The organism is Ralstonia pickettii (assembly GCF_030582395.1).
In the GTDB taxonomy this organism is placed as follows: domain Bacteria; phylum Pseudomonadota; class Gammaproteobacteria; order Burkholderiales; family Burkholderiaceae; genus Ralstonia; species Ralstonia pickettii_D.
Genome location: NZ_CP104381.1, coordinates 772,398 through 784,663 on the forward strand (window position 1 = coordinate 772,398; position 12,266 = coordinate 784,663).

At 64.4% G+C, this 12,266-nt stretch carries 11 protein-coding genes; 1 reads left to right on the forward strand and 10 read right to left on the reverse strand.

The genetic code is table 11. The features are described 5' to 3' along the window. Positions 1-58: 58 nt before the first annotated feature. The 10 genes from N5B55_RS03625 to N5B55_RS03670 all read right to left on the reverse strand — a co-directional run bounded on the left by N5B55_RS03625 (position 59) and on the right by N5B55_RS03670 (position 9,391). Positions 59-442: an MAPEG family protein gene (locus N5B55_RS03625; RefSeq protein ID WP_009238753.1), complete on the reverse strand. Its 384-nt coding sequence runs from the start codon at positions 440-442 to the stop codon at positions 59-61. Positions 443-518: 76 nt separating this feature from the next. Continuing rightward, the gene (locus N5B55_RS03630; RefSeq protein WP_009238752.1) at positions 519-740 is read right to left on the reverse strand and encodes an RNA-binding S4 domain-containing protein; all 222 of its coding nucleotides are present in this window, start codon (positions 738-740) and stop codon (positions 519-521) included. A gap of 16 nt (positions 741-756) precedes the next feature. After that, positions 757-1,320 carry a YceI family protein gene (locus tag N5B55_RS03635; protein WP_304539176.1) on the reverse strand — a complete coding sequence of 188 codons (564 nt, stop codon included), beginning with the start codon at positions 1,318-1,320 and terminating at the stop codon, positions 757-759. Positions 1,321-1,365: 45 nt separating this feature from the next. Continuing rightward, positions 1,366-3,096, reverse strand: a complete 1,731-nt coding sequence (locus tag N5B55_RS03640; protein ID WP_065857182.1) for a glutamine--tRNA ligase/YqeY domain fusion protein — start codon at positions 3,094-3,096, stop codon at positions 1,366-1,368. 62 nt (positions 3,097-3,158) lie between these two features. Next, positions 3,159-4,181 carry a lipase secretion chaperone gene (locus N5B55_RS03645; RefSeq protein WP_304539177.1) on the reverse strand — a complete coding sequence of 341 codons (1,023 nt, stop codon included), beginning with the start codon at positions 4,179-4,181 and terminating at the stop codon, positions 3,159-3,161. Positions 4,182-4,241: 60 nt separating this feature from the next. After that, positions 4,242-5,240, reverse strand: a complete 999-nt coding sequence (locus N5B55_RS03650) for a lipase family alpha/beta hydrolase (RefSeq protein ID WP_012761525.1) — start codon at positions 5,238-5,240, stop codon at positions 4,242-4,244. A 191-nt stretch (positions 5,241-5,431) separates the two neighbouring features. Next, positions 5,432-6,934, reverse strand: a complete 1,503-nt coding sequence (locus tag N5B55_RS03655; RefSeq protein ID WP_065857188.1) for a tripartite tricarboxylate transporter permease — start codon at positions 6,932-6,934, stop codon at positions 5,432-5,434. Between the two features lie 19 nt (positions 6,935-6,953). Beyond that, on the reverse strand, positions 6,954-7,376 hold the full coding sequence (locus N5B55_RS03660; RefSeq protein WP_304539753.1) for a tripartite tricarboxylate transporter TctB family protein: 423 nt from the start codon (positions 7,374-7,376) through the stop codon (positions 6,954-6,956). A 293-nt stretch (positions 7,377-7,669) separates the two neighbouring features. Next, on the reverse strand, positions 7,670-8,122 hold the full coding sequence (locus N5B55_RS03665) for a DUF2214 family protein (RefSeq protein ID WP_304539178.1): 453 nt from the start codon (positions 8,120-8,122) through the stop codon (positions 7,670-7,672). A 48-nt stretch (positions 8,123-8,170) separates the two neighbouring features. Further along, entirely contained in the window at positions 8,171-9,391 is a 1,221-nt protein-coding gene (locus N5B55_RS03670; protein ID WP_304539754.1) for a CaiB/BaiF CoA transferase family protein, read from the reverse strand. 206 nt (positions 9,392-9,597) lie between these two features. Here N5B55_RS03670 and alaS point away from each other — a divergent pair, with 206 nt between their 5' ends. Further along, positions 9,598-12,240 (forward strand): alanine--tRNA ligase, encoded by a 2,643-nt coding sequence (alaS, locus tag N5B55_RS03675; protein WP_304539179.1) that lies wholly within the window; start codon positions 9,598-9,600, stop codon positions 12,238-12,240. Positions 12,241-12,266 lie beyond the last annotated feature (26 nt).

A 12,266-nucleotide genomic window follows, 5' to 3' on the forward strand; every position in this document is an offset into this window, starting at 1 on the left:
CATTGCCCAAAGAAAACGGCGCCACCTGGGCGCCGTTTCTTCCTGGCGGAGCGGATGTTCAGTGCGCAAAGGCCGGTTGCACGAACAGCGCAACGCACAAGGCAAAGCCCGCAAACCACATCAGCGAACGCAGCGGAGCCCAGTTGGCGAGATAGCACACCGTGTACAGCACGCGCACCACGATAAATGCGATGGCCAGCAGGTTGATGCGGTCAATGATGCCGCCGCCCAGGATGGCCACCAGCACTGCCACTGCAAAGAACGGAAACGCTTCGAAGTGGTTCTGCTGTGCGGCGGCGGCACGGCCCGCGACGCCGGTTTGCTGTGCGAGCCACGCGCGCGGGTTGCGATTGTCGTACCGCGGGCCTTTGGCCTTGGCGATGCCGACGCACACGATCGGCAACACCGCTGCCACCAGAACGCACCAGAGGGCGATCGGCATGGTCAGTCTCCTGGATGTGGATGGGTGTGAAGGTGCCGCACCGTAGCACAAGGCGCGTTTTCAAACACCTGAGACGTTAGTCGAAACCTTGCACGGCAATGCGCACATCCCCGAGCATGACAACCTGGCCCGCTCGAATCTTGGCCGTCTTGCGCAGTTCCGGCTGGCCGTCGACCGTGACCGCACCATCGGCGACCACCGCCTTGCCGGCGCCGCCGCTGTCCACCACGCCGGTGAGCTTGAGCAGCTTGTGCAGCTCGATGTATTCGGTGGTCAAGGCGAAATCGATATTGGGCATGGATGGATTGCGAGATTTATTGAGGCGTGGCTTCCACGCTGATGTCGAGGTCGACGCCGTCGCCCACGTCGGGCAGGAAACGCGTCATGCCGAAGGCGCTGCGGGCAATGGCGAGGTGGAAGTCACCCCCGCAAACGTGGCGCGTGCTGCCGGGCATCTTTTCGTCGCCGCAACTGAAGCGGCGCACCTCTAGGCGCACAGGCTGCGTCACACCGTGCAGCGTCAGGTTGGCCTCAATGGCGATGAGCTTGCCGCCCTCGACGACAAAGCGGTCGCTGCGCAGGCGGATGACCGGAAACTTCGCAGCGTCGAGAAACTGCTCCGATTTCAGCACGCCATCCAGCACGCGCAGCCGCGTGTTGATGGAGTCGGCGTCGACGGTGAAATCGAAGCCGCCCTGGTGGGTGGCTTCATCGAAGTTGATGGCGCCGTCGATCTTGTCGAAGCGGCCGCGCATCGTGCTGCGATCGAAATGCGATGCGCCGAAGTAGACCGACGTGTGCGCCAGATCTGGCGCAAATGATGCGGCGAAGGCGGGAGTGGTGAACAACCCCGCCAGCAATACAATCCATGCACGCATGATGCCTCCGATTATCAGAGGCCCATGGCGCGCATGGGCCTGTGCTTACTTGCCCCAGCTGTCCTTCAGGCCGACCACGCGGTTGAACACGGGCTTGCCCGGCTGCGAGTCGATGCGGTCTGCCACGAAGTAGCCATGGCGCTCGAACTGGAAGCGGTCTTCCGCCTTGGCCGTTGCCAGCGTCGGCTCCAGGTAGGCCGTGACGATCTTCTTGGAATCCGGGTTGAGCGCATCCAGGAAGTTCTTGTCGCCCGAATCCGGTTGCGGATCGCTGAACAGGCGGTCGTACAGGCGCACTTCAGCTTCCAGCGCATGTGCGGCGCTCACCCAGTGGATGTTGCCTTTCACCTTTACGCTGTCAGCACCCGGCGTGCCACTCTTCGTGTCCGGAATGATGTTGGCGTGCACGGCGGTGATGTTGCCGTCGGCATCCTTGTCGCAACCGGTGCATTCGATCACATAGCCGTAGCGCAGGCGCACCTTGTTGCCCGGGAAGAGGCGGAAGTAGCCCTTGGGCGGCGTCTCGGTAAAGTCCTCGCGCTCGATCCACAGCTCACGCGTGAGCGGGAATTCGCGGCGGCCCAGTTCGGGTTGCTTCGGGTGCACGGGTGCGGAGCACGGCTCATTGAAATCGGCCGGCACGTTGTCGAGCACCAGTTTGACCGGGTCCAGCACGGCCACCGAGCGCGGCGCACGCGCGTCGAGGTCGTCGCGCACGGCGCCTTCCAGGATGCTCATGTCGATCCAGCTGTCGGCCTTCGACACACCCACGCGTTCGCAGAACAGCTGGATCGATTCGGGCGTGTAGCCACGGCGGCGGATGCCAACGAGCGTCGGCATGCGCGGGTCGTCCCAGCCGTCGACGCGCTTTTCCGTCACCAGTTGCAGCAGCTTGCGCTTGCTGGTGATGGCGTAGGTGAGGTGCAGGCGCGCGAATTCGTATTGATGCGGCAGCGGGGCGGCCAGCACGCCGGCATCACGCAGGTGGTCGAGCACCCAGTCATACAGCGGGCGGTTGTTCTCGAACTCCAGCGTGCAGAGCGAATGCGTGATGTTCTCCAGCGCATCGGAAATGCAATGCGTGAAGTCGTACATCGGGTAGATGCACCACGCGTCGCCGGTGCGGTGGTGATGCGCATGGCGGATGCGGTACAGCACCGGGTCGCGCATCACGATGTTCGGTGCGGCCATGTCGATCTTGGCGCGCAGCACGTGCTCGCCGTCCTTGTACTTGCCGGCGCGCATGTCGCGGAACAGCGCCAGGTTTTCGTCCACCGAGCGGTCACGGAACGGCGACGGTGTGCCCGGGCGGGTGAAATCGCCGCGGTTGGCGGCGATCTGTTCGGCGCTCTGGCTGTCGACGTAGGCCACGCCGCGCTGGATCAGTACCTCGGCAAAGCCGTAGAGCTGCTCGAAGTAGTCGCTGGCGTAGTACAGGTGTTCGCCGCCGGCGTCGCTCCACGAGTAGCCGAGCCAGTGCACGGCGTCGATGATGGAATCGACGTATTCGGTGTCTTCCTTGACGGGGTTCGTGTCGTCGAAGCGCAGGTGGCAGCGGCCGTTGTAATCGCGGGCCATGCCGAAGTTCACCCAGATGCTCTTGGCGTGACCGATGTGCAGGTAACCGTTGGGCTCCGGCGGAAAGCGCGTGACCACCGGCGGAATCGGCTGGCCAGTGGCGTCCTTGCGATCGGCGTAGGTGCCTTGCGCGAGGTCGGCGTCAATGATCTGGCGCAGGAAGTTGGACGTCGGGGCGGTGGCGTTGTCTTGGCTCATGGGAGTGCGTGATTCGGCAATCCCGGGATTTTACCGTGCCCGGCGCTCCGCGCCCCGGGACGCTATTTACGCTGGGCAAGGCCATCGAGCGCCTGTGCGCGCAACAGCTCATGCGAGGCGGTGAAGGTCTGTTGCCGCAGTTGTGCGATTTGCGCGGCCCGATCGGCATCCGACAGGCCGGCAAAGGCGTTGATGCGATCGCGTTCAAGGGCGTACGCGTCGTAGCGGTTGCGCCAGTCGGCTTCCTCGCGATTGCCCTGGATGAGGCGGTCGGCTACCAGGTTGTCCACCCCCCGGGCCGACAGGCGCTGGCGCATCTCGGCTTCGCTCATGCCCTGCTTTGTCCACGTTTCCATGTCGGCGGCGAGCTTGAGCGGGGCGGAGGCGTCGCGGCGCGCCTGTTGCACCGAGGGCGGCAGGTTGGCATCGATGGCAGCGATTCGCACCGTGCGTTGTTCCGGCGTGAGCGACGGGTCTGCCATCACGGCCAGGCGCTCGAGTGCGGCGGCGTCCATGGCGTCGTCATCGGCGTACCAGGCCTGGGCGACGTCCGCTCCCAGGTATTGTCGACGCAGCGCGGTGCGCTCGCTCAACTGCTGGCGCAGCGTGGCGATCAGCTCCGGGCGCTGCTGGACTTGTTCGAGAGTCGGCTTGTTGTGGCCGGTGCTGCCCTTTTCAGCGGCTGCCTTTCGATAGACCAGGTAATGCTGCAACAACGATTGCGCCTCCGCCAGTGCCGGCGTGATGAGCTTGGCGCGCAGATGCGCCTCGGCCATCGACACCCGCTGGGCTTCGGGCAGCGACGCCGGCACGTCGAGGAAGTAGTCGAACACGGCGCGGTTGGCGGCTTCGACGATGAGGTGGCCGCGCGCATCCGCGTGGAGCCCGTCGGGCGCCTGTGTGTCGGCCAGCTCGGGTGCCGGCGTGCCCGTCGTCAACGGATCACCGCCCGCACTGCCGATGAATGCCCCCTTGACTGCCTGCGGCTGTGCAGCCACAGGCGTGTCAGGTGCGTCCGACGTGTGCCACCAGTAGACCCCGCCCGCGACCGATACCGCCACCAGTACGGCAACAACAAACGTCATAGGTTGTATCGATGGCGACAGGGTCTTCATCGTGGCAATCGGCGTTAGGCAGTTCGAGGGTCAGAGGCCTGCAGTCTTCAGCCGATTGGCCTGCGTGCGGATCACCGCAACCGGGTCGGCCGCGCCCCAACCGATCAGGCCGAGCAGCTGGTTGACCTCATCCAGGTGATTCCACGCGTAATCCGTCGACAAGACCTGCCCGAACTTCGCGCTGCAAACTGAGACAAGCCCGTCGTTCGTCCCCGAACCGCGCGCCTGCATGACGCTTCCGCTGAAAACCAGCACCGGATCAAACACGTCGAGCACGTTGGTGGCAGTGGAGCGGCCCGTCCACGAATACAGCTTCTGCACGTTGCCATTGCGCACGTCGGTGGCGCTGCCGGTGTTGCATCCGCTGGCGAGGCCCGCGCTGGGGAACGCCTTATTGAAATCAGCCGCGCCCGACGTCGACAGGATATGCAGCGCCGCAAAACCGTTCTGCGGATTGCTGTTGCCGTTGAACCAGCCGAGCACCGAGCCGAATACATCGGCACCGAGGTTCACGAGCGCCTTGAACGGGGCCGGTGTCGACTCCACAAAGTCTGCAAACTCGGACCCCTTGTGCGGCGTGCCGATGGTGGTGACGGAGGCTACGAGGTTCGGCACCACGGCGGCTGCATAGCGCGATGTCAGTCCGCCCTGGCTGTGTCCGATGAGGTTGACCTTGGCGGCGCCCGTCGTAGCCAGCACGCTGCGGATCTGGCTGACGAGCTGTTCGCCGCGCACGGTTTCATCGTTGAAGGCGGAGACATCGGCCACGTAGACATTGGCGCCGTTGGCACGCAGGTCTTCGGGGATCTGATACCAGTAATCGACCACGCCGAGAAACTTGCTGGTGCCCGACAGGCCATGCACCAGCACGATCGGGTACTTGGTTGCGGCATAGGTGCCGGCGGCCTGCGCCGGTGCGACGGTACCCAGGGTGAGGGCGGAGGTGGCCAAGACGGCGGCTGCAGCGTGCGTGCGCAGGAAGCCGCGCACTGATCCATACACAACATGGAACAGGGAAGTCTGTGACATTCGGTTGTCTCCTGGACATTGGATAGGTGGTCGACCTCTTTGGGTCGATCGCCCTCCGTTATCCGAAGCGCCGTGCCCAACGTCAACTGGAGTGGAGGTTTGGCTCTAATGCTGCGCCGCCGCGTGCGCAAACAAAAACCGGAGGGCAGGCCTCCGGTTTCGTAGGGTGCGATGCAGCAACGTCGCCACGCTTATTCTTCTTGGAACGCTTCCACGCGTTTTCTGTTGATGGCGGGCAGCGCCACCAGCAAGACGAGGATGCCCGCCGCAATCAGCAGCCCCAGCGACAGCGGCCGCGAGACGAACGTGGAGAAATCCCCGCGTGACAGCAACAGCGCGCGGCGGAAGTTTTCTTCCATCATCGGCCCCAGCACGAAGCCGAGCAGCATGGGCGCTGGCTCGCAGCGCAGCTTGACGAACATGTAGCCGATCAATCCGAACAGCGCTGTCTGGAAGATATCGAACGTCGTATTCGACACTGAATACACGCCGATGCAGCAGAACACCAGGATGGCCGGATATAGGAAGCGATACGGCACCTTCAACAGGCGTACCCACACGCCGATCATCGGCAGGTTCAGCACGATCAGCATCAGGTTGCCGATCCACATCGAGGCGATGAGGCCCCAGAACAGCGCCGGGTTGCTGGTCATCACCTGCGGGCCGGGCTGGATGTTGTGGATCGTCATCGCGCCCACCATCAGCGCCATCACTGCGTTGGGCGGAATGCCCAGCGTGAGCAGCGGGATGAAAGACGTCTGCGCCGCAGCATTGTTGGCCGATTCCGGGCCCGCCACGCCTTCGATGGCGCCCTTGCCGAATTCACTCGAATACTTCGAGGTTTTCTTCTCCAGCGAGTACGACGCGAACGATGCCAGCGTCGCGCCGCCGCCCGGCAGGATGCCCAGGAGCGAGCCCAGCGCCGTGCCGCGCAGTACGGCCGGGATCATGCGCTTGAAATCTTCGCGGCTGGGCCAGAGGTTACGCACGTGCTCGACAAAGGTTTCACGATGCTCCTTCTGTTCGAGGTTGGCGATGATCTCGGCAAAGCCGAACACGCCCATCGCCACCGACACGAAGTTCAACCCGTCGGCCAGTTCCGGCACGTCAAACGAATAACGCGCGGTGCCCGAATTCACATCGGTGCCGACCAGGCCAAGCAACAGGCCCAGGACGATCATCGCAATCGCCTTGATCAGTGAGCCCGATGCCAGCACGACCGCGCCGATCAGGCCCAGCACCATCAAAGAGAAATATTCTGCCGGCCCGAAGTTGAACGCGAATTCCGACAGCGGCGTGGCAAACGCCGCCAGCACCAGCGTGGCCACGCAGCCCGCGAAGAACGAGCCGAGGCCCGCGGTGGCCAGCGCCACGCCCGCGCGCCCGCGCCGCGCCATCTGGTAGCCGTCGATGGTCGTCACCACCGATGACGATTCGCCCGGCAGGTTAACGAGGATGGCTGTGGTGGAGCCGCCGTACTGCGCGCCGTAGTAAATGCCGGCCAGCATGATGAGCGCAGCCACCGGCGGCAGCGCGTACGTGGCCGGCAGCAGCATCGCAATCGTGGCGATGGGGCCAAGGCCTGGCAGCACGCCGATCAACGTACCGAGCACGCAGCCGATGAACGCGTAGATCAGGTTCTGGATGGAGAGCGCGGTGGAGAAGCCGAGCGCGAGATTGGCAAAGAGGTCCATGGTGTCGTCCGCGTCTCGCTCAATTGCCGATGAAGGCGGGCCACACCGGGAACTGCAGCTTGAGCCCGTACACGAAGGCCGCTAGGCTCATCACCACCATGACGATGGCGGTGCCGGCCGCGCCCTTCAGCGTGAACTCGTGGCTGGCCATGCTGGAAACGAAAACGAGTACTACAAGCGACAGCACCAGGCCAAGCGGTTGCAGCAGCAGTCCGAACAGAACAACCGAGCCGAGAATCCACAGCAGCGTCTTGACGTCCCAACGCGGAATGCGATCGACCACGCCCTTGCGGGACAGCGATTGCACGACGACAACCACGCCCAGCAGCACGAGCACCATGCCCAGCCAGAACGGGAAATAGCCCGGGCCCATGCTGCCGGCCGTGCCCATGCGGTAGCTGCGCGCCAGAAGGGCAAACGCCGCACCGGCGACGATGAACATGATGCCGGATGCAAAGTCCTGCTGACTGCGGATCACCGGACGACCTTGTGGATCGTTCTGCAAGTCTGGTCTCCTCGGATGGCGTGCCGCGCGGGTTCGGCGGGCCGCCTTGTGCGTGATAAGGCGACCAAGTTTGCACGCTAAGCAGACCGGCTTTCAAGCAGCTTGCGAAGGGGGGCATGCCGCTTCATGAGCCGGCGCGGCGCCCCGGGCAAACGGTTCAGGGTTTGTCCCTAGCGTTGCCCTGAGCAACATTGGGGCCGCACAACGCGGTTGCGCGGCCCCCGGTGCAATTACATGCCAATACCGCGCGCCATCAGCACGGCCGCCAGCGGAATGAAGATGATCAGGTGCGACTCGATCATGACCCAGCGGCGCGTTTTGGCGATCTCCGACGGGGTGGGCACGAAGTCGGGCAGCGTCTTGCCTTGCTTGTTCCAGCGCAGGATGTTGATGGTCGGAACAATCGACAGCAGTCCGACGAGGATGAACAGCCCGATCTTGATGTGGAAGACCGGGTTGTGGACATAAAAGGCGTAGCCCTTGGCACCGTAAATCACACGCAGCACGCCGGTGACAACCACCGCGACGGCCGCCACGCCATACACAGCGTCATAACGTCCCAGGCGTTTGCGGATCTCCGGCGTCATGTCGGGGCGCAGCACCACGGCCTCGGCGGTGAGAAAGACGATTAGCGTGAAGATCGAGATGTAATGCAGGTAAGCCAGCAACGCATCAAGCCACATGTTGACCTCGTCAGGGGTGGGGAAATGGTTTGCGCCAAATGCTCCGGTTCAGATCACGCCGCGCCTGCGCAGCGAGTCGACCTGGTCCGCGCTCAGGTTCAACACGTCGCGCAGCACGGCCTCGGTGTGCTCGCCCAGCAACGGCGGATGGCTCGCGGCCTTGGGCGGAGTGGCGCTCATCTTGACCGGGCTGCCGACCAGCTTGACGGTGCCCGCGCTCGGATGCGGAAGGTCGACACGCAGGCCACGCGCCTGTACCTGCTCGTTGTCGAACACCTCGTCAAGCGAGTTGATCGGGCCGCACGGCACCCCGGCGGCTTCGAGCTTGTCGATCCATTCGCCTTTGCCGAAGCGCTTGACCATCTCTGCCAGGATCGGCACCAGCACGTCCCGGTTGGCCACGCGCTGCGGGTTGGTGGCAAAGCGCGGATCGTCGGCCAGCTCGGGAATGCCGCCGGCCTCGACAAAGCGCCGGAACTGGCCGTCGTTGCCGACCGCCACGATGATCCAGCCATTGGCGGCCTGGAACGTCTGGTACGGCACGATATTCGGATGCGCATTGCCCCAGCGCTTGGGCGCCTGGCCGCTGGCGAGGTAGTTGGTATTCATGTTGGCCAGCATGGCGACCTGCACGTCGAGCAGCGCCATGTCGATGTACTGGCCCTCGCCGGTGCGGTCGCGGTGCGCAAGCGCGGCCAGCACGGCGACGGTGGCGTACATGCCGGTCATCAAATCGGAGATGGCCACGCCGGCCTTTTGCGGGCCGCCGCCGGGCAGGTCGTCGCGCTCGCCGGTCAGGCTCATGAAGCCGCCCATGCCCTGCACGATGAAGTCGTAGCCGGCGCGTGCGGCGTAAGGGCCGGTCTGGCCGAAGCCCGTGATGGAGCAGTAAACGAGGTCCGGCTTCACCGCCTTGAGCGATGCATAGTCGAGTCCGTACTTCTTGAGCTGGCCGACCTTGTAGTTCTCGAGCACCACATCGGCGTGCGCGGCAAGCTTGCGGACGATGTCCTGGCCCTCCGGCATGCTGATGTCGACGGTGATCGACCGCTTGTTTCGATTGGCCGCAAGGTAATAGGCGGCTTCGGCGGTGTTGTTGCCCGCTTCGTCCTTGAGCCACGGCGGGCCCCATGTGCGCGTGTCGTCGCCGGCGCCGGGACGCTCCACTTTGATGACGTCGGCGCCAAAATCGGCAAGGTTCTGCGCGCACCAGGGGCCGGCAAGCACGCGGGTCAGGTCGAGAACACGAAGATGGCTCAGAGCGCCCATGGATTGACGAATCGACACGATTGGAACGGGTGCACTCTACACCACGTCCCGGCGGTGCCCGAGCCCCATGCGACCAAGCGCGGAAAATGCGGCGCAGAAGGACGGCACCCGGCCGTGAACCCCGTATAATCAATGGTTTGCACTAATCCAAGGCGCTCAGGAGCGGGATGCTCCGAGGCGCAATGCTGACTCCGGCACCCCGCGACATGAAAGCCTCCGATATCCGCCAAAAATTCCTGACGTTCTTTGAGGGCAAGGGCCACACCGTGGTGCGCTCCTCGCCGCTGGTGCCGGGCAACGACCCGACGCTGCTGTTCACCAACTCCGGCATGGTGCAGTTCAAGGACGTCTTTCTCGGTACCGACAAGCGCCCGTACGTGCGCGCGGCCTCCGTGCAGCGCTGCCTGCGCGCCGGTGGCAAGCACAACGACCTGGAAAACGTCGGCTATACGGCGCGCCACCACACGTTCTTCGAAATGCTCGGCAACTGGTCGTTCGGCGACTACTTCAAGCGCGACGCACTCGTGTGGGCGTGGGAACTGCTGACGCAGGAATACAAGCTGCCGGCTGAGAAGCTGTGGGCCACCGTCTACCAGACCGACGACGAGGCTTACGACATCTGGACCAAGGTCATTGGTCTGCCGCCCGAGCGCGTCGTACGCATCGGCGACAACAAGGGCGCGCCGTACGCCTCCGACAACTTCTGGCAGATGGCCGAAACCGGCCCGTGCGGCCCGTGCTCGGAAATCTTCTACGACCACGGCCCGGACGTGTGGGGCGGCCCCCCCGGGAGCCCAGATGCCGACGGCGACCGCTACATCGAAATCTGGAACAACGTGTTCATGCAGTTCGACCGCCAGCTCGATCCGGCGACCGGCGAATACACGCTGACTCCGTTGCCCGCACCGTGCGTCGACACCGGCATGGGCATGGAACGCCTGGCTGCCATCCTGCAGCACGTGCACAGCAACTACGAGATCGACCTGTTCCAGGCGCTCATCGCTGCCGCTGCGCGCGAGACGAACACGAAGGATCTGACCAACAACTCGCTGCGCGTGATTGCCGACCACATTCGCGCGTGCTCGTTCCTGATCGTCGATGGCGTGATCCCGGGCAACGAAGGCCGCGGCTACGTGCTGCGCCGGATCATCCGCCGCGCCATCCGCCACGGCTACAAGCTCGGCTGCCGCGCTGCGTTCTTCCACAAGCTTGTGGACGACCTCGTCGCGCAGATGGGCGAAGCCTATCCGGAACTGCGTGAGGCGCGCGACCGCGTGGTCGAAGTGCTGCGTACGGAAGAGGCGCGCTTCTTCGAGACCATCGAGCACGGCATGTCGATCCTCGACGCCGCGCTGGGCGAGCTGAAGACCTCGGGTGCCAAGATGCTCGACGGCGAGCTGGCCTTCAAGCTGCACGACACCTACGGTTTCCCGCTGGACCTGACGCAAGACGTCTGCCGCGAGAACGATGTGATCGTCGACGAAGCCGCCTTTGACGCCGCCATGACCCGCCAACGCGAGCAGGCACGCGCCGCCGGCAAGTTCAAGATGGCCGCCGGCACGCTCGACTACACCGGCGACAAGACGACCTTCCACGGCTACGAGCAGCTGGTGCGCGAAACCGCGCGAGTGACGGCGTTGTTTGTCGACGGTGCATCGGTGCAGGAAATGCATCCGGGCCAGACCGGCGTGGTGGTGCTGGACCACACACCGTTCTATGCGGAATCGGGCGGCCAGGTTGGCGACCAGGGCACGCTCAAGGCTGCGACCGTCTGGTTTGACGTGACCGACACGCTCAAGGTGCAGCCGGACGTGTTCGGGCACCACGGCGAGCTGCGCACCGGCGTGCTGAAGGTGGGCGATGCCGTGTCGGCGGAAGTGGACGCAGTGCGCCGCGCGCGCACCATGCGCAACCACTCGGCCACCCACCTGATGCACAAGGCGCTGCGCGAAGTGCTGGGCAGCCACGTGCAGCAGAAAGGCTCGCTGGTCGATGCGGAAAAGACGCGCTTCGACTTCTCGCACAACGCACCGATGACGCCGCTGCAGATCCGCGAAGTGGAAGCGCGCGTCAACGCAGAAATTTTCGCCAACGCGGCCACGAGCGCGCAGCTCATGGGCTTTGACGACGCGGTCAAGAATGGGGCGATGGCGCTTTTCGGCGAGAAGTACGGCGACGAAGTGCGCGTGCTGTCGATCGGTTCGTCGAAGGAACTGTGTGGCGGCACGCACGTGGCGCGCACGGGCGACATCGGTCTGTTCAAGATCGTGAGCGAGTCGGGCGTGGCAGCGGGCATCCGCCGTGTGGAAGCCATCACCGGCGACAACGTGCTGCACTACCTGCAGACGCTCGATACGCGCATCAACGAAGCGGCCGCCGCACTGCGTGCGCAGCCTTCGGAATTGACGCAACGCATCGTGCAGGTGCAAGACCAGGTCAAGACGCTCGAGAAGGAACTGGAGCGCATGAAGTCGAAGCTGGCCGCAAGCCAGGGCGACGAACTCGTGAGCCAGGCTGTGGACGTGGCCGGCATCAAGGTGCTGGCTGCCAAGCTGGACGGCGCCGACGCCAAGACGCTGCGCGAGACCATGGACAAGCTCAAGGACAAGCTGCAGACCGCAGCCATCGTGCTGGGCAGCGTGACTGACGGCAAGGTCGCGCTGATTGCCGGCGTGACGGCTGACGCCACGGCCAAGGTCAAGGCGGGCGAGCTGGTCAACTTTGTTGCCCAGCAGGTCGGCGGCAAGGGTGGCGGCCGACCGGACATGGCCCAGGCCGGCGGCACGGAGCCGGACAACCTGCCGCAGGCGCTGGCCGGTGTGGCAGCGTGGGTGCAGCAGAAGGTCTGATGTAACGCCTTCGAACCGCATGCGCT